The sequence below is a fragment of the Parasphingorhabdus sp. JC815 genome (assembly GCF_040717415.1).
GTDB lineage: Bacteria > Pseudomonadota > Alphaproteobacteria > Sphingomonadales > Sphingomonadaceae > Parasphingorhabdus.
The window spans coordinates 851,532-868,099 of record NZ_JBFEFM010000001.1; the positions used below are offsets into that span (position 1 = coordinate 851,532).

18 protein-coding genes are annotated in these 16,568 nt (G+C 51.0%); 9 read left to right on the forward strand and 9 right to left on the reverse strand.

Annotation, left to right across the window (positions count from 1 at the left end; translation table 11 throughout):
* Positions 1 to 123: 123 nt before the first annotated feature.
* From ntrC to dusB, 3 genes are read right to left on the reverse strand one after another with little or no spacing between them, the layout of a single operon-like run.
* Positions 124 to 1,542, reverse strand: coding sequence for a nitrogen regulation protein NR(I) (ntrC, locus tag AB1K62_RS04070; protein WP_367001454.1), 1,419 nt, complete (start codon positions 1,540 to 1,542; stop codon positions 124 to 126).
* A 3-nt stretch (positions 1,543 to 1,545) separates the two neighbouring features.
* A complete protein-coding gene (locus AB1K62_RS04075; RefSeq protein ID WP_367001456.1) occupies positions 1,546 to 2,616 on the reverse strand; it encodes an ATP-binding protein in 1,071 nt (356 codons plus the stop codon).
* A complete protein-coding gene (gene dusB, locus AB1K62_RS04080; protein WP_367001458.1) occupies positions 2,616 to 3,611 on the reverse strand; it encodes a tRNA dihydrouridine synthase DusB in 996 nt (331 codons plus the stop codon). The genes AB1K62_RS04075 and dusB overlap by 1 nt, the downstream gene beginning before the upstream one ends.
* A 100-nt stretch (positions 3,612 to 3,711) precedes the next feature.
* Between dusB and AB1K62_RS04085 the strand changes: the two genes are divergently transcribed.
* Positions 3,712 to 4,857 carry a bifunctional 2-C-methyl-D-erythritol 4-phosphate cytidylyltransferase/2-C-methyl-D-erythritol 2,4-cyclodiphosphate synthase gene (locus tag AB1K62_RS04085; protein WP_367001460.1) on the forward strand — a complete coding sequence of 382 codons (1,146 nt, stop codon included), beginning with the start codon at positions 3,712 to 3,714 and terminating at the stop codon, positions 4,855 to 4,857.
* Between the two features lie 211 nt (positions 4,858 to 5,068).
* The gene (locus AB1K62_RS04090; protein WP_367001461.1) at positions 5,069 to 5,584 is read left to right on the forward strand and encodes a CinA family protein; all 516 of its coding nucleotides are present in this window, start codon (positions 5,069 to 5,071) and stop codon (positions 5,582 to 5,584) included.
* Here AB1K62_RS04090 and AB1K62_RS04095 read toward each other — a convergent pair.
* Both AB1K62_RS04095 and lipA read right to left on the reverse strand, forming a co-directional pair.
* Positions 5,533 to 6,021 (reverse strand): type II toxin-antitoxin system RatA family toxin, encoded by a 489-nt coding sequence (locus AB1K62_RS04095; protein WP_367001462.1) that lies wholly within the window; start codon positions 6,019 to 6,021, stop codon positions 5,533 to 5,535. The two genes, AB1K62_RS04090 and AB1K62_RS04095, sit on opposite strands and share 52 nt — an antisense overlap.
* Positions 6,008 to 6,958: a lipoyl synthase gene (gene lipA / locus AB1K62_RS04100; RefSeq protein WP_367001464.1), complete on the reverse strand. Its 951-nt coding sequence runs from the start codon at positions 6,956 to 6,958 to the stop codon at positions 6,008 to 6,010. Before lipA ends, AB1K62_RS04095 begins: the two co-directional genes overlap by 14 nt.
* A gap of 64 nt (positions 6,959 to 7,022) precedes the next feature.
* Between lipA and AB1K62_RS04105 the strand changes: the two genes are divergently transcribed.
* Together AB1K62_RS04105 and AB1K62_RS04110 are read left to right on the forward strand one after the other, a co-directional pair.
* Entirely contained in the window at positions 7,023 to 7,664 is a 642-nt protein-coding gene (locus AB1K62_RS04105) for a carbonic anhydrase (RefSeq protein WP_367001467.1), read from the forward strand.
* A gap of 9 nt (positions 7,665 to 7,673) precedes the next feature.
* Positions 7,674 to 8,444: an NYN domain-containing protein gene (locus AB1K62_RS04110; protein WP_367001469.1), complete on the forward strand. Its 771-nt coding sequence runs from the start codon at positions 7,674 to 7,676 to the stop codon at positions 8,442 to 8,444.
* A gap of 5 nt (positions 8,445 to 8,449) precedes the next feature.
* On the opposite strand, the gene ettA is transcribed toward AB1K62_RS04110, so the two are convergent.
* Entirely contained in the window at positions 8,450 to 10,129 is a 1,680-nt protein-coding gene (gene ettA / locus AB1K62_RS04115; protein ID WP_367001472.1) for an energy-dependent translational throttle protein EttA, read from the reverse strand.
* 187 nt (positions 10,130 to 10,316) lie between these two features.
* Between ettA and AB1K62_RS04120 the strand changes: the two genes are divergently transcribed.
* From AB1K62_RS04120 to AB1K62_RS04130, 3 genes are all read left to right on the forward strand, one after another.
* The gene (locus tag AB1K62_RS04120; RefSeq protein WP_367001473.1) at positions 10,317 to 11,717 is read left to right on the forward strand and encodes a M28 family peptidase; all 1,401 of its coding nucleotides are present in this window, start codon (positions 10,317 to 10,319) and stop codon (positions 11,715 to 11,717) included.
* A 9-nt stretch (positions 11,718 to 11,726) separates the two neighbouring features.
* The gene (locus AB1K62_RS04125; RefSeq protein WP_367001475.1) at positions 11,727 to 11,963 is read left to right on the forward strand and encodes a hypothetical protein; all 237 of its coding nucleotides are present in this window, start codon (positions 11,727 to 11,729) and stop codon (positions 11,961 to 11,963) included.
* Positions 11,964 to 12,252: 289 nt separating this feature from the next.
* Positions 12,253 to 13,605, forward strand: a complete 1,353-nt coding sequence (locus tag AB1K62_RS04130) for an MBL fold metallo-hydrolase (protein WP_367001476.1) — start codon at positions 12,253 to 12,255, stop codon at positions 13,603 to 13,605.
* A 262-nt stretch (positions 13,606 to 13,867) separates the two neighbouring features.
* Here AB1K62_RS04130 and AB1K62_RS04135 read toward each other — a convergent pair whose 3' ends face one another.
* From AB1K62_RS04135 to AB1K62_RS04145, 3 genes are all read right to left on the reverse strand, one after another.
* Positions 13,868 to 14,278 (reverse strand): hypothetical protein, encoded by a 411-nt coding sequence (locus tag AB1K62_RS04135; protein ID WP_367001478.1) that lies wholly within the window; start codon positions 14,276 to 14,278, stop codon positions 13,868 to 13,870.
* 8 nt (positions 14,279 to 14,286) lie between these two features.
* Positions 14,287 to 14,916, reverse strand: a complete 630-nt coding sequence (locus tag AB1K62_RS04140) for a DUF2231 domain-containing protein (protein WP_367001479.1) — start codon at positions 14,914 to 14,916, stop codon at positions 14,287 to 14,289.
* Between the two features lie 213 nt (positions 14,917 to 15,129).
* Positions 15,130 to 15,519, reverse strand: a complete 390-nt coding sequence (locus tag AB1K62_RS04145; RefSeq protein WP_245755803.1) for a hypothetical protein — start codon at positions 15,517 to 15,519, stop codon at positions 15,130 to 15,132.
* A 223-nt stretch (positions 15,520 to 15,742) separates the two neighbouring features.
* On the opposite strand from AB1K62_RS04145, the gene AB1K62_RS04150 reads away from it, so the two are divergent.
* Together AB1K62_RS04150 and AB1K62_RS04155 are read left to right on the forward strand one after the other, a co-directional pair.
* Positions 15,743 to 16,030, forward strand: coding sequence for a hypothetical protein (locus AB1K62_RS04150; protein ID WP_090479056.1), 288 nt, complete (start codon positions 15,743 to 15,745; stop codon positions 16,028 to 16,030).
* A gap of 93 nt (positions 16,031 to 16,123) precedes the next feature.
* The gene (locus tag AB1K62_RS04155) at positions 16,124 to 16,564 is read left to right on the forward strand and encodes a hypothetical protein (protein WP_367001481.1); all 441 of its coding nucleotides are present in this window, start codon (positions 16,124 to 16,126) and stop codon (positions 16,562 to 16,564) included.
* Positions 16,565 to 16,568 lie beyond the last annotated feature (4 nt).

The following is a 16,568-nucleotide window of genomic DNA, read 5'->3' on the forward strand; positions in this document are numbered from 1 at the left end:
CAGGTTTCCGTTTTTCTGAAGAAGGCTGAGGCGCACTCATTGTGCCCTTCATACAACGGTTTCGTTGTAGTAAAAGCACTAATGACACAATTATGTCACGATATAGCGTAAGTCTCGTTCAATTTATCGTGAATGAGCAGGATCTATGGCATATTCTGTTAGCTTTTTTCGCAAGGTATTTCGGTTTATCCCCAGCATCGTAGCGGCCCTTATCTGGTTACCACTCGCTCGACGGAGCACCTCTTCCAGCATGGGGCGTTCGAATTCCTCCAATGCCCTGATATAAAGCCTATTATCATCTTTTGCATTGATTAGCAGCTTCCCGACCATGGACTTTACGTGGGTCGCAAAATCTGTCTCACCATTTTGATCAATCACGTCATCGTGCGGGTTCTGTAGAATCTGTTTTATTGCCGTTTCCGACAAAGTTTCTTCACGCGCCGTCACAACAAGGCGATAGATCAGGTTTTTAAGCTCCCTGATATTCCCGCGCCAACCATGACGGGAAAGCATTTCCAATCCCTCCTCTGTCAGCACCTTTTTTGGCAATCCTTCCGTAGCTGCCAAATTAAGAAAATGATTTGCCAATGCCGGAATGTCACTGGCCCGATCGCGTAGTGGCGGCAATTCAATGGGAACAACATTTATCCGGTAATAAAGATCCTCGCGAAACTTACCCTGTTCGATCAGGCGGGCGATATTCTGATTGGTAGCCGCTACAATCCGCAGGTCCAATTTGATTGTCTCCCTGCCCCCGACACGGTTAATTTCACCCGATTGCAAAGCGCGCAATAACCGAGTTTGTGCATGCATCGGCATGTCGCCAATTTCGTCAAGGAACAAGGTTCCGCCCTGTGCTTGCTCAAACTTACCCGCAGCGCTACTCACTGCACCTGTAAAAGCCCCTTTTTCATGACCGAAAAGCTCCGCTTCAATAAGCTCTGTTGGTATGGCTGCCATATTGACGGCGATAAACGGACCGGATTTGCGATGACCCAGATTGTGGATTGCTTCGGCAACCAGCTCTTTACCTGTGCCGGATTCTCCCAAAATCAGGACAGACAGATCATTACGCAGTAACCGCGCAATCATCCGGTAAACTTCCTGCATCGCCGGACTGCGGCCAACCAGCGGAAGGTTATCTTCTTCCGCGTCGAAGTCCGCCACCCCCTCGCCGCGCGGCTTAATCGCCTGCCGCACAGCCTCCATCAGTTCATCCAGATCGAAAGGTTTGGGGAAATATTCAAATGCTCCGGTTTCCGAAGCGCGAACCGCTGTGTTCAAGGTATTTTGCGCTGAGATTACTATGATTGGGAGATCAGGATCATGGGCCTTGACTGCTTTCAATGTCGCAAGGCCATCTTCTTCGCCCAGCCCAACATCGGTTATCAACAAATCATATTTGCCGCTGGCAAGCAGGGAATCGCGGTCCGCAACGGTTTTACAGCTATCCACCGCCATGCCATCCGCTTTCAGGGCGGTTACTATAATATGGCTAACGGAGAGGTCATCTTCTACCAATAATATGGTTTGCTTCGCCATTGACTATCCTCGTGCCGCTATCGGTAAATATAAAATGAATTGCGTGTGATCATCGTCAGAGCGCTCATATTTTATTCGCCCGTTCATATCACCGATCAGTTTCCGGACCAGCGCCAGACCAAGCCCCTGCCCATCCGGTTTTGTCGAGACAAAAGGAGAAAAAATATCCTGTTCAAGCTCTGTAGGAATGCCCGGCCCGTTATCTCTGATAATGATTTCAACCGGCAAACGCACCATCTGATCAGAGTGATGGACAGATATAGCTGCACCAAAACTATAGCGTGTAATGACCTGGATTTCCGGATGCTCCAAATGCTTCGTAGCGTCTACCGCATTGGATAGTAAATTGGTCAAAATCTGCATCATAGCATCAGGATCTACCAAAACGTCGGGTAATGACGGATCAAATTGGCCATGAATTTTCAAATCCGCATGTTGTGCAGCTTCAATGGATTCTCTGGCATGGTCTATCAGCGAATGGACGTTAGCTGCTTCGACTTTGCTTGGCTGTTTGGTTGAAAGGCTTTGCATCCGGTCCAGCAATTTGGCGATACGCTCAACCTCTCCCTTAATCATGTGAGTCAATAGTTTTTGCGCCTCATCCAATGATCGCTCAAGCAGCTGCGCCGCCCCACTAATAGCAGCTAACGGGTTTTTTATTTCATGTCCCAATACTTCCGGAGCGCGAACCGAAAACTGATCTTGTTCCAATTGCCTGTGTTCAATGATCGGCCCATCCGCCGGTAGCGGCGCTATTGAAACAATCCGCCAGCGATGGTCGGCAGCTAAGCCCCGGATATCAACATTTACTAGCCCTGCGGCACGGCCTCTTAAAAAAACCGGAACCCAGCGGGCAGCGATATTAGCATGTTTATCAACCAGTGCGCTTTCCAAACGCTGATCAGCAAACTGGATTTGGCTGGTAACTTTTTCGTCGATAAGGTTTTTTGCACTTCGCCCGAAAAAGTCCTCGGCGACCGGGTTTACCTTGACAATTTTATGATCTGCATCAATTATCAACAAAGCATCCGGAAGGCCGGAAAATATCTGTTCTGCCGTCGGCAAGACGGTCATCAGGCAGCGGCTTTATCTAGCCACGGCGCATAAAAATCCTGCAACATTGCCAATACTTTTGTCGCGTTCATTTCTTTATTAGCCTGATTGCGGAAATCTGCTGATCCGGGCAATCCTTTGGTATACCAACCAATATGTTTGCGCGCGACTTTAACGCCAATATCTTCACCATATAGATCCAGCATCGCACGATAATGCTCTTCCAGAACCGCATATTGTTCCTGAATATCCGGGTCAGGCAATATTTTTCCATGTTCAAACCAGTGCATGACCTGCCCCAGCAGCCATGGCTTGCCATAAGCGCCGCGACCAATCATCAGGCCATCCGCACCGCTTTGCGCCAAGGCTTGCTCACAGTCGTCGATGGTGCAAATATCCCCGTTAACGATGACCGGAACCGAGACGGCCTCCTTAACCTGTTTCACATATGACCAATCGGCACTTCCTTTGTACATCTGGCAACGCGTCCGGCCGTGCACAGTGATCATCTTGGCTCCAAGATCTTCTGCAATATGTGCCAGTTCCGGTGCATTCAAACTGTTATGATCCCAACCCATCCGCATTTTTACAGTCACGGGTACATCTACGGCTTTTACGGTCGCTTCAATCAATGACGCGGCCAGTGGCAAATCGCGCATCAACGCAGAGCCTGCATCACCATTTACAACCTTTTTAACCGGACAGCCCATATTAATGTCAATGATCTGTGCGCCGCGATCTTCATTGAGTTTTGCCGCTTCTGCCATGGCATCCGGGCAACATCCTGCAAGCTGCATCGAAACCGGTTCTTCGATAGGATCCCACGCACATTTCTGTAACGACTGGCGTGTTTCCCGTATCATCGCCTGACTGGCAATCATTTCAGTCACATTCAGACCGGAACCAAAGCGGCGCACCAGTTTGCGAAACGGCAGGTCGGTAACACCAGTCATTGGCGCCAGCAGAACCGGGCTGTTAATTGTGATTTTATCAATCGAGATGGGGTTCAATGTCATAATATATGCCTAAAATTTAAGCAGCCTTTATCGTCAAAGCGGCTGGCAGGCAAGAAAGGACTGGTCTAGATCAGCGGGAATGAATGATTCTGCTTCATCTATGTCAGGCAACCATGCCCTTATCGTCGCTGCAGGTCAGGGCGAAAGATCGGGGCTGGCGATACCAAAACAATTTGCGCCGGTCAAAGGACAGCCAATGGTGCGACGTAGTGCCACCAGCTTCCTAGAGCATCCCGATATTGAGAAATTGTGGATTGTAATCGGATCCGGTCAAGAACAACTTTTAGAGCATGCGCTGGCAGGCTTGTCCGGATATGAAATTGTGATCGGTGGCCCGACGCGGCGTGATAGTGTCAGAAACGGCCTGTCCGCTATCGCGGCAAGCGGCGCAAAAAATATACTTATCCACGATGCAGCCCGGCCATTTTTATCGCATGCCATGATCGACAAACTAATCTCTGCCCTCTCGCATAGCGTCGCTGCTATTCCGGTATTGCCAACAATTGATACAACAATAAATCTAGCAAACGGATATGCTGGTGAGACAATTGATCGCGACAGTTTGTGGCGTGTGCAAACACCGCAGGCGTTCGATTTTGACTCACTAGTCCAAGCCCACGCGCTATGGGGATCGGGCAATGATGCAAGCGATGATGCCCAGATTGTTAAGGCTGCCGGGCATCAGGTCGCGGTTGTGGAAGGCGATGAGGCTCTGAAAAAATACACAATGGCAACGGATTTTGCCCAAACAACGGACAATATGATGAAACAGACCCGGACCGGAATTGGCTTTGATGTCCATCGATTCTCTACCGGTGAAGAGCTTTGGCTCGGCGGCATAAAAATAGATCATGAAAAGGGCCTTGCCGGACACAGTGATGCCGACGTGCTGCTTCATGCTTTGACTGACGCCTTGTTGGGCGCGGCAGGCGCAGGCGACATCGGTGATCACTTTCCGCCCTCGGACCCCCGGTGGCGCGGGGCTGCCTCCGATAAATTCGTCTCCTTTGCCTCCTCAATCATCAATCAGAAAGGTGGTCATATACATAATGTCGATATGACCGTGATCTGCGAAGTCCCGAAAATCAAACCCCATCGCGCAGCGATACGACATAATATCGCAGAAATGCTGAACATCTCGGTTGATCAGGTCAATATCAAGGCTACGACCACCGAGCGTCTGGGCTTTACTGGCCGTGAGGAAGGCATTGCGGCTCAGGCTATTGCGACAATTTCAATGCGGTAAAAACAATAGTTGGCAAGGTTTTCCTGCCAAAATAGAAGTGCCTGCCTATATAAAAATGGCCGCATTTTCCTCTTGATAGTTGCGATGGCAGCCTCAAATTAGACAGCGCTGACCGTTATGCTCGCGCAATTGGCCCAGAATGGAAAAAAGAAAACAACAATAGTCCCTTCAATATTTGCAAAGCCCCTGTGGAATAGGCTAGCGCAGCGATATGCAAAACATATTGCCCGAAAAAATCGTCAAGCTGGCCCAAAAAGTCATTGATGCAAATCGCAAAGCCGGTCGCCGTATAGCCATTGCAGAGAGCTGCACAGGTGGTCTGGTCGCTGCGGCATTAACGGAGATACCCGGAAGCAGCGACGTTTTCGATTGCGGATTTAATACCTATTCCGATGAAGCCAAGCATAATCTGCTCAATGTCAGTGAAGATATACTCGACACATTTGGCGCAGTATCAATCGCTGTCGCCTGGGACATGGCACAAGGGGCGCTTGAAAAATCGGGCTGTGATGTGGCTGTGGCAATTACCGGCATAGCAGGTCCGGGGGGCGGATCAGAAAATAAGCCGGTAGGAACCGTTGTTTTTGCCAAAGCTGAACAAGGCAAAAGTGCCGATGATGTCGTGGCAGATAGCTATAATTTTGGTGCTGACAAAAGCCGCGCAGAAATCCGGCTTCAAGCTGCGTTCGTCGCTTTAGAGCTTTTGCTCCCCGATACGTCTGAATAATTTGTGCCGTAAATATCATCCGCGCGATCAACAAAAGCACTGGTCATTTTATGCAAAGCTTTTGCAAACATCTGTCCAGCGATTTTTTCAAACACCCGGTTTTTAAATGTAAATTCGACATAAAAATCAACATAGCTGCCACCGCCCTCACGTTCGCGGAATATCCATTCGTTATGGAGCTGCTTCAACGGCCCATCCAGATAATCCACCATGATCGTTCGTTTTTCAGGGTTTTTGATTACGCGAGAGGTAAATTGTTCGCGTAAGCCCTTGAACCCGACAATCATGTCGGCAACCATTTCGGTATCGCTGTCAGAGCGGATGCGCGTGCCCGCGACCCACGGTAAAAATTCTTCATAGCGCCCGACATCCGCCACCAGCGCATACATCTGGTCAGCACTATGAGGTAATTCGCGTGTTTCCCTATGCGCCGGCACGTGCTATTTTTTCCTCACGAGCTTGGCGCATTTTGGCAAAATCATCGCCAGCGTGATAGCTGGACCGCGTAAGCGGGCTAGACGCGACCATCAGAAAACCCTTGGCCCGCGCAATGGAAGCATAAGCATCAAACGCCTGTGGCTTGATGAATTCGTCCACTTTCACATGCTTGGGCGTAGGCTGCAAATATTGGCCCATAGTCAGAAAATCTATATCGGCAGAGCGCATGTCGTCCATGACCTGATGCACCTCAAGCCGCTGTTCGCTGAGGCCCAGCATAATGCCGGATTTAGTGAAAATGGAAGGATCTAACCGTTTCACCTGCTCAAGCATCCGGAGAGATGCATAATAGCGCGCACCGGGCCGGATGTTGGGATATAGCCGGGGAACGGTTTCCAGATTGTGGTTGTAGACATCTGGCCGTGCGGTGACAATGGCTTCAACCGCCGCTTCCGACTTGTTACGGAAGTCCGGAGTCAAAATTTCAATTGTCGTATCGGGAGTTGTCCGGCGCAATGCTTCTATAACTTTAACAAATTGGCTTGCACCACCGTCGGGCAAATCATCGCGGTCCACCGAGGTAATAACAATATGCTCCAGGCCCAGCTTGGCAGCAGCATCGGCCGTATGCTGTGGCTCCAAAGCGTCAACCGGCATCGGCATGCCGGTTTTTACGTTACAAAAAGCACAGGCACGTGTGCAAACATCGCCCAAAATCATCACGGTGGCGTGTTTCTTTGTCCAACATTCACCAATATTCGGGCATGCAGCCTCTTCACACACGGTGTTGAGCTTATGCTCGCGCATTAATTTGCGGGTTTCCTCAAACCCTTTTCCCATAGGTGCTTTTACGCGAATCCAATCGGGTTTGCGTTGACGGACAGGCTTTTGAGAGGGCTGATCAGCAGGAGGTGAGATTTTAGTAATTTCATTCATCCCTCACAGATAGGACATGAAATCCACTCTTGCCACCCTTTAAGTTGATGGTATGGAGCGAAATATGACAAATTTTCCAGACTTAATTTATGGCTATCACCGTTTTCGCAAAAAACATTGGGAAATACAGAGAGAGCGCTGGAAAGAGCTAAAAGAAGGTCAAGATCCCAAGGTAATGATTATTGCCTGTAGCGACAGCCGTGTGGATCCGACTCGTATTTTTGATACTAACCCGGGCGAGACTTTTGTTGTCCGTAATGTTGCGGCCTTGGTTCCGCCATTTGAAACTACCCCCGGCCAGCATGGTGTATCGTCAGCATTGGAATTTGCAGTTCAGGTTCTCAATGTAGATGAAATTGTGATTATGGGGCATGGTAGCTGCGGAGGTTGTGCGGCTGCTCTTTCGGAAGGAATGAAAGGCATGCCCCCCGGTAAAGGTGGTTTTATCGCAGAATGGATCACCATGCTTGATGACGCCCGGGAAAAGGTCGCTGCTAATCACAGCGATTTGAACACCCCGGCTGCCCGACTGGCGATGGAGCATGAAGGTGTCAGAACCAGTCTCGCCAATTTGCGTACCTTCCCCTGTATCAAGGAAAAAGAGGCCCAGAAATCGCTGAGGCTGATCGGAACCTGGTTTGCTATTGCCGAGGGCACATTGCATGTTCTGGATGAAAAAAGCGATACATTCTGTGTGGTAGAATAATTGCCGACTATGCCCAAAGCCTATAATGACAATATCGCGCTTTTAATTGATGCCGACAATGCCAGCCATGCCGGAATTGATCCGGTCCTTACGGCACTGGCCGAACTTGGCATAGTCAATATCCGCCGTGCCTACGGCAATTGGCGCAAGCAAGCGCTAAAAGGCTGGGTCGATATTCTGCACAAATACGGGATTGAGCCACAGCAGCAATTTGACATTACCAAAGGCAAAAATGCCACCGACATGAAAATGACGATCGATGCGATGGATCTGGTGTTTCGCGGAAATGTTACCGGCTTTGGTATCATGTCGAGCGATAGCGATTTCATGCCGCTCGCCATGCGTATCCGTCAGGAAGGTATTCCTGTTTACGGTTTTGGCAGTGCCAAAACACCAGACGGTTTCAAACAGGCATGCAGCCGGTTTATCGACGTCGATGCGCTGATCAAAGCCGATAAACGGGGACAGGGCAAAAATGGTTCTCAGGCAAGTCAAAAGTCGGATAAAAATAACGACAATAGCGCAAGCAAGAATGACGATCATAACCCCGCAGTCGAAGAAGAACTGCTCAAATTATTGATCGACGCTTATCAGGCCAGCAAACGCGATGCCGAGGGTTATGCCAGCCTCTCCGAAGTCGGCAAAATTGCCGGTAACCGATCCAGCTTTGATGTCCGCAACTATGGCTTTTCACGTTTGTCTGATATGTTCGAAGAAGTTCCGAACTTTCAGACAAAACGTGATGATAAAGGCCAGTTATACGTTAAAAGGTTGCGGTAAACATATTACCGCGTCAGTTTTTTATAGGCTACGCGTGTAGGCCGGTCTGCGGCATCGCCCAGTCTCCGGCGTTTGTCCTCTTCATAGGCTTCAAAGTTGCCTTCAAACCATTCCACGTGGCTATCGCCCTCAAACGCCAGAATATGCGTCGCCAGACGGTCAAGAAAGAAACGGTCATGCGAAATAACCACAGCACAGCCAGCAAAGCTTTCCAGCGCATCTTCAAGCGCGCGAAGGGTTTCTACATCAAGGTCGTTCGTCGGTTCGTCGAGTAGAAGCACGTTGCCGCCTTCTTTGAGCATTTTCGCCATGTGAACCCGGTTGCGTTCACCGCCCGATAGCTGCCCGACTTTCTTTTGCTGATCGACGCCTTTGAAGTTAAACGCGCCGACGTAGGCGCGTGTTTGAACTTCATTTTTCCCGAAGGTAAAAAAGTCATGGCCGCCGGAAATTTCTTCCCAGATGTTCTTATTAGGGTCAAGCGTATCGCGACTCTGGTCGACATACCCCAGTTGCACGGTATCACCCAATTCCAGCGTACCACTATCCGGCGTTTCCTGCCCAGTGATAATCCGGAAAAGCGTCGTTTTACCCGCGCCGTTGGCACCGATTATCCCGACGATGCCGCCGGGCGGAAGTGAGAAATCAAGATTTTCGAACAATAGTTTATCGCCATAGGCTTTGGTCAGTCCCTTGGCCTCAATCACTTTAGAACCGAGCCGCTCGGGTGTCTGGATCAAAATCTGCGCCTTGCCCATCTGCCGGGTTTCCTGTGCAGCCACCAGATCATCAAAGGATTTAATACGGGCCTTGGACTTGGTTTGCCGTGCCTTGGGTGATTGCCGCATCCATTGAAGTTCGCTCTCGATAGCTTTCTGACGGCTCTTATCTTCGCGCTCTTCCTGAGCCATACGCTTGGCTTTGGCATCGAGCCAGTTAGAATAATTTCCTTCGAATGGGATACCCCGGCCCCGATCAATTTCGAGCACCCAGTTCACAACATTGTCCAGAAAATAGCGGTCATGGGTAACAAGAATGACGTTACCGGCATAATCAATCAAATGCTTTTCGAGCCACGCAACGCTTTCGGCATCCAGATGGTTGGTCGGTTCGTCAAGCATCAGGATTTCCGGCTTGTCGAGCAGCAAACGGCACAGTGCCACGCGGCGCTTTTCACCACCGGACAAATCAGTCACCGGGCTATCACCAGGAGGACAACGCAGAGCTTCCATTGCGATTTCAAGCTGGTTATCCAGTGTCCAGCCATCAACAGCGTCGATTTTTTCTTGCAATGTGCCCATTTCTTCCATCAATGCATCAAAGTCTGCATCTTCCGGTGGGTCGCCCATGATGTTGGAGATTTCATTGAACCGGTCAACCAGATCTGCCACCGGACGCACACCGTCCATGACATTTTCTTTAACCGTCTTTGACTCATCCAGTTCAGGTTCCTGAGCGAGATAGCCAACACGAATCCCCTCCCCTGCCCAGGCTTCACCCTGAAACTCTTCATCCTGCCCGGCCATGATTTTCATCAGGGTGGATTTACCTGCACCGTTTTTACCAATGATGGCAATTTTAGTGCCGGGTAAAAACTGAAGATGAATATTATCAAGCACCGGTTTTGGAGCACCGGGAAAAGTTTTGGTCAAACCTTTCATGACATAACTATATTGGACGGCCATTTTGGATACTTTCTTAGATTTGTTCCGTTCGTTCCGGGACTGTCGAGGGGCGCTTATCGGGAAGCATGCTCCGACAATCTCAGCATTCACGGGATATAAGGCTTGTTTGGCCGCCTATGTAGCTATTCCGTCCGCTACTCGCAAGAGAGCATTGGCAAACGATAAAAGGCGAGTTAGTCAGGTGCTTATGATAAAAACATCAAAATTGCTCGCTCCGCTTGGTGCCGCTGCATCGGCCCTGCTTTTTTCCTCGGCAATTTATGCGACCTCGCATGATCCGGCAGCTATTCAGGCCAGTGCACTTAAAGATTCGTTGGCTTATGAGATTACCGAAGGTCTGACGACTGAAGTCGGACCGCGTCAAGCTGGAACCGAGGCGGAAGCCCGGGCACGCGACTGGTCAGTTAAAAAACTGAAATCCCTTGGCTTTCAAAATGTCCGCAACGAACCGTTCATGATGCCCACTTGGGTCCGCGGAGAGGAAACTGCGGAGGTGACATCGCCCTTCCCTCAGAAATTTCATGTCACGGCACTGGGAAACAGCGCAAGTACCGGCGCCAAGGGTATAGAAGCAGAAGTGGTTCATTTTGCTTCTCTGGCCGCGATGAAGGCAGTCCCGGATGGCAGCCTTGCCGGAAAAATTGCATTTGTTACCCACAATATGCACCGTGCACAGGATGGATCAGGCTATGGGGCTTTTGGACCGATCCGCTGGGTTGGCCCGGCCATCGCTTCGCAAAAAGGCGCTTTGGCTTATGTGATTAAGTCTATCGGAACCGATTATCACCGCAATCCCCATGCAGGTAACACGAATTTCCCGGACGGCGTAAAACCAATAGCGACGGGCGCATTGTCACTTCCGGATGCAGATAATTTGGAACGGATGGTAAAATTAGCGCGAAATACGAATACGCCGGTAAAAATGAAGCTCGTGCTAACACCGCAAAATATCGGAAATCAGGAATCCGGAAACATTATCGCAGAAGTGACAGGCCGTGACCCGTCCAAGGGCATGATATTAGTCGCCTGCCACCTCGACAGCTGGGACTTGGCGACGGGCGCATTCGACGACGCGGCTGGTTGCGGTATCGTAACCGCAGCGGCTAAACAGATAATGGATCACGGCAAACCATTACGCACAATCCGCATTTTATGGGCGGGTGCAGAGGAAGTCGGTCTGTGGGGTGGTAAAGCCTATGCTAAAGCACATGCAGGCGACAAACATGCGATAGCGATGGAATCCGATTTCGGCGCAGATAATATCTGGCGCGTAGAATTTAATCTTCCGGATGAAGCCAAAGCTGTGCGAGAGCAGATAGCACAAGCACTATTACCCCTTGGTATTGGCGCATCTGGCCCTCCTGCAACAGGCGGAGCCGATGTCCGTGACATTATCGCCAGCAACAATCTTGCAGTGATCGACCTCCAGCAGGATGGAACCCGCTATTTTGACCTGCACCACACACCGGACGATACTTTGGACAAGATTGATCCGAAACAGATGCGGCAAAATGTTGCGGCCTGGAGCACTGTGCTGTCAATCATCGCCAATAGCACTGCCGACTTCACTAAGCCGGAAAAGGAATAGCCGATGCACATGCGTCCTCTTTTTCTTGCTCTGATGTTCCTGACTGCTTGTGCAGAATCTTCCTCGGAAGAACAGGCGGGCAGCAACGAAGCCGCGATCGAGAAACAGATTGAGGGGGATGCCAAATCACTGGAAGCCGCCGCCGATGAAGCCGTAAGTGTGCTGCAATCGAAAATTGAAGATTCATTAAAAGCGGATGGCGTTCCCCCACCGGTGCCAATCAAAAAGGAATCCGATGAGTCCTGACCACCTTTACATGCGGCCATGACAAGCATCGCGATACCTATTTAATATGAATGATATACGGTTCACTGAAATAGTGAAGCATAGGCTTTAAAATCACTGAAGGACAAGTGGCTGTTCATCAACATACTAAAGCAACACATCCTGATCAAATGCCCATAAAAACGATCCAACGCGCATAGCCATGAGTAGTATGATGCCGGGCACTCCACACAGTCGCCACTATAAGGGCTTACCATTCGGGAACTATAAACAGCGATTTTAGTTAGTAATGTTGGAGGTTCATGTCACAATGTTACTAGAGAAAATCAAAACACCGGGACTTGCCCATTTATCCTATCTCATCGGTGCAAAGGGGAAAGCTGCTGTCATTGATCCGAGGCGGGACTGCGAAATCTATGTCGAAAAAGCGCGTGAAAATGGTCTGGAAATAACCCATATTTTCGAGACGCACCGCAATGAGGACTTAATTTCAGGTGCACCCATATTGGCTGATTGGACAGGTGCCAAAGTGTTACATGGTCCCAATGCAGATGGCGAAGTGCAATACGCACAGACAACCTATGAAGGTGAGAAATTTGAAATCGGTAGTCTTACTATTGAAGTCATTGAAACACCGGGTCACACTTACGACCATTTAGCTTACGCGCTTTATGACCAAGATTATGACGAGGGAGCCGTGGGCGTATTTACAGGTGATGCGCTTTTTGTGGGCGATGTTGGACGTACAGATTTTTACCCTGAAAAAGCAGAAGAAGTTGCCGGTCTGTTATATGACAGTCTTCAAAAGATTATAAAGTTGGGAGATCAAACAATCGTTTACCCTGCCCATGGAGCTGGTTCGGTTTGTGGCTCAGGTATGGCAGATCGTGAGTTCTCTACAGTGGGGCATGAACGTAAGAACAATCCTAGGTTGCAAATAGAGAGTAAAGAAGCATTTATCCGTTTCAAAACCGATGAGGAACATTATGTTCCCCCATATTTCAAATTGATGGAGAGATTAAATCTTATAGGTGGTGATGAAGCTCCGCGTATAATGTTTCCAAAACTTCTATCCCTGGATCAATTGAAATCGCTGAAACCAGACCATCTGGTGGATATCAGGGAACCCAACGCTTTTGCATCTGGGCATTTTCCTGGTTCAATCTCGATACCCGCCGGGATGATTCCTGCATTCGCGGGTTGGTTCATTAAAGAAGGTGAAAAAATCGCCTTGGTGGCAACTGATGAGAATGATTTGCAAACTGCGGTCGAACATCTGACCCGCATAGGATTGGACAATATTCTGGGCGGATATATTGGCGTAGTGGAAGCTGTTGCACAGGGGCATGATTTTTCCTCTATCCCGATGATTGGAACAGAAACCGTTGAAGCCCGATTGAAATCAAATGATGCTGACTGGACATTGCTAGACGTGCGGGCAATCGATGAAGTGCAAACAAAGAATATTCCTCAATCAAAACATATTTACGTTGGTCACTTGCATGAAAAATGGTCAGAACTTGATAAAAATCATTCTTACACTCTGATGTGTGCAAGCGGCAAGCGCGCAACCGTTGCAGCAGGTTGGTTAGCGTCAAAAGGATTCGAGAATATAGATATATATCTGGGATCAATGGGCGCATGGTCCAATGTACATGATTAGTCTGAACGATAACCGGCCAACTCTATGTAGGCCATAGTTCTTCAGAGATAAGTTGGTAGCGGAGGAGGGAAATATAGGGAGCGTATAACATGCTGATTTACCTAATCAACTTTTTGAATCACCTTGCAAATACCCCCATCAATACCCCCAGAATCGGACAGATGAGATAAAGCGCCTTTGGCAAACGATGACATGTTATTCGTAGTGACAGGTGAAAGGAGCGTCGGCCGTTTTCGGGCCGATCAGAAGGCGAAACGCCAGGTCATGAACCATCCGCCCGATCGTACAGCGAGGACATGTCATGGTCTGGCATGGACGGCATATTGTGGCCCGCATGCGGATCGGGTGTGTCGCTAGGCTTCGCATTCATCGGCGGGGGAGTGGCCGCAGGTGACGGCGCTACTACCGGAGTGCTCGCCGGTCGGTCTGGTTGCCTACCGGCAGTCACAGCTTCATCCGACCGGTTCGTGTTGGCCTCTCCAGCGGGAGAGGCAGCGTTGTCTCTTTCGCCTTCGCCAGGACCTGTGCTCTCGGTCGGCGGGGCCGTATACAGTGGCAAGGCTTCAGCTTCTGATGAAGTGTCCTGCGTCTGATCACATGCAGCGAGCCCTAGCCCCAGTGCCGCCGCAGCAAGGGGGGCAACAAACCCGTTCCGATTCGATCTGCGCATCATTCTATCCTTCAAAGCCAGGAGATACCAAGATGATTGGCACCGTGCGCAAGTTCGCCACCCAGAAATCCCTGAACCAACACGAGAGCGGCCATGGCAAAGATTGCGGCGCGAAGCGGGGTCCGGTTCGCGAGAGCACGGCTCGCCAGATAGGCCATCGCCAGACCGAGGACGGCGATCAGCATTCCGTTCCAGCGATGAACCTGCATTGCCGCATCCCCGCCGAACCAGAGACCGGTATGGATCCAACCGAATATAGCTGAGACGACCGCCCCGGCGGCACCGCCATAGACAAGTACGCGCACTGCCGGCTCGAGGCCCGTGCCCTTCCGTGCGATGATGACTAGCTCAGTGAGAGCTGCCATTAAAAACAACGCGATCGGAAAGTGTACGGTGGCAGGATGCAGCGCCTTGAGCACGCCGACCACGCCCCTGTCGCCTTCACCTGCAACGTGTCCTCCTGTCTCGTCATGGGCGCCAGAGGTATGATCATGCCCCTCCGCTGCCTGATTGTCTACTGACGCCGATTCCGACACGGTCGCACTGGCCGCTTCGCCATGTTCTTCGCCGGGATGGGCCTGGACCGAACTTATCCAGAGTAGGCTGGCGGCCACAATAGCCATGAATTGGATTGGTTTCATTCTCTACGGGCTCCGGTTTTGATGACGGTCGTGCGACCTATTGCGTCGGCACTGCTCTGCGAACCTTCATCTCTTGCGGTGATGCAGCGCGGCGAACGTCGGCGCGTGACGGTTCAAATTTTACTCACGAGATGTTTGGGTCTCCTGCCTTGCACCGCTCCTTCGTGAGGGTGGCCAGCCTCAGTCACAAAGCGAAAGCTCGGCCACCATCTCCTAATCGTCTTGCGCCATGTTCTCGTGAGCCGCCATCTGCTCCATCATGTCGTGCATCATCATCATGCGCTGGTGACAGGCCGCCATCATATCGGCATTGCCGCCCTGCATCATGCCCGCCATGTGCTCCTGCATTTTTGCACGATGTTCGGCCATCAGCCTTTGGCGTTCGGCAGGATCGCCCGCCGCGTGGGCCTGCTGCATCAGCGCGCGCATTTCTGCCATCTTTTCACGATGGGCCGCCATAGCGTCGGAATCCTGCATCATATGGCCAGCGTGTGACTGCTGCTGCGCCGCCGCTTGATCTCCGTGGTCATGCTGTTGCTGGGCCATTGCCGGGGTGGCTGCCAGGCCGGTGGCGAGCGCGAAAGCTAGAACTGTCCGTTTCATGGTCGATTTCCTTTAGTCGGTCTTGCGGTGGATGCTGTGTGCATTCATCTTTTTTACGCAGCCGACATCTCTTCCCCTCAAACAATCCGCAGCAGCGGTGGGGCTGGTGGGCCGAAGCACGGCCGGTTGCAGCGGTGCTGTTTTTCGGCCACCTTTTTGAGAGAAGCCGATAACGACGAATGGGGAGTATCATGGTGCCAGCAGAGCCGTCGGAGAAGCAGTCGTGAGCACGGTCAATGAGGACGGCAGCTGGGATGTTCCGGAGCCCGATCATGCCGAGCTGGTGCAAATGCGCATTCGCCTCATAACTCTCGAGAACATAGTTCTCGGCCTCTTGTCCGGGGCGAGCGACGAACAGATCGAACAGATCAGGAAACGTGCGGACATGATCGAACCGCGTCCCGATGCGAGCCGGCATCCGCTTACCGAACTGGCAGCAGGTGACATGCGGAAATTTCTCGAACGCGCTGCTCGCATGGCCAAAACCGAGAGCCGCGAAGACCGTGACTGATCCAGGCTTTGGGGCAGCAAAGGTGTTATGCAGGACGTGGAACTCCGGCCCGCCGCTATTTCCTTGCGCACATCATTCCGGCGTATCCGAAGCATGACCAGAACCCATTGGCTGATCTTTGTTTGCGGGAGCCTGATCGCGTTCGTCTGGGAGATTTTCCAGATGCCGTTTTTCAAGCCGGGCAATCTCGAGACTTATGAGCAGACCATTCGCTGCGGCATCGCAAGCCTGGGCGATGGCGTGATCCTGCTGACAGCTTACAGCCTTGCAGCATTGCGCGGCGGGCATGCGTGGCCCTGGCAGTCAGACAAACTACCCTATGCGATCTATTTCGGCTTCGGGCTTGTCGTCGCAATCGCCGTCGAAATGATCGCCACATCGCTTCCGGCAAACAGTTTCCTGAGCTGGCGCTACAGCGAGTTGATGCCGCACGAGCCAGTAACGGGATTGGCGCTGATTCCGATCGCGATGTGGACGATCGTGCCGGTGCTCACGATCCTTCTGGTCCGCTTTGCCCGAGCCAAGGCCGAGTGAACAG

Coding starts and splice junctions, on each gene's coding strand:
- ntrC (WP_367001454.1), bottom strand. CDS start 1,542: ATGGCGAAGCAAACCATATTATTGGTAGAAGATGACCTCTCCGTTAGC.
- AB1K62_RS04075 (WP_367001456.1), bottom strand. CDS start 2,616: ATGACCGTCTTGCCGACGGCAGAACAGATATTTTCCGGCCTTCCGGAT.
- dusB (WP_367001458.1), bottom strand. CDS start 3,611: ATGACATTGAACCCCATCTCGATTGATAAAATCACAATTAACAGCCCG.
- AB1K62_RS04085 (WP_367001460.1), top strand. CDS start 3,712: ATGTCAGGCAACCATGCCCTTATCGTCGCTGCAGGTCAGGGCGAAAGA.
- AB1K62_RS04090 (WP_367001461.1), top strand. CDS start 5,069: ATGCAAAACATATTGCCCGAAAAAATCGTCAAGCTGGCCCAAAAAGTC.
- lipA (WP_367001464.1), bottom strand. CDS start 6,958: ATGAATGAAATTACTAAAATCTCACCTCCTGCTGATCAGCCCTCTCAA.
- AB1K62_RS04105 (WP_367001467.1), top strand. CDS start 7,023: ATGACAAATTTTCCAGACTTAATTTATGGCTATCACCGTTTTCGCAAA.
- AB1K62_RS04110 (WP_367001469.1), top strand. CDS start 7,674: ATGCCCAAAGCCTATAATGACAATATCGCGCTTTTAATTGATGCCGAC.
- ettA (WP_367001472.1), bottom strand. CDS start 10,129: ATGGCCGTCCAATATAGTTATGTCATGAAAGGTTTGACCAAAACTTTT.
- AB1K62_RS04120 (WP_367001473.1), top strand. CDS start 10,317: ATGATAAAAACATCAAAATTGCTCGCTCCGCTTGGTGCCGCTGCATCG.
- AB1K62_RS04125 (WP_367001475.1), top strand. CDS start 11,727: ATGCGTCCTCTTTTTCTTGCTCTGATGTTCCTGACTGCTTGTGCAGAA.
- AB1K62_RS04130 (WP_367001476.1), top strand. CDS start 12,253: ATGTTACTAGAGAAAATCAAAACACCGGGACTTGCCCATTTATCCTAT.
- AB1K62_RS04135 (WP_367001478.1), bottom strand. CDS start 14,278: ATGATGCGCAGATCGAATCGGAACGGGTTTGTTGCCCCCCTTGCTGCG.
- AB1K62_RS04140 (WP_367001479.1), bottom strand. CDS start 14,916: ATGAAACCAATCCAATTCATGGCTATTGTGGCCGCCAGCCTACTCTGG.
- AB1K62_RS04145 (WP_245755803.1), bottom strand. CDS start 15,519: ATGAAACGGACAGTTCTAGCTTTCGCGCTCGCCACCGGCCTGGCAGCC.
- AB1K62_RS04155 (WP_367001481.1), top strand. CDS start 16,124: ATGACCAGAACCCATTGGCTGATCTTTGTTTGCGGGAGCCTGATCGCG.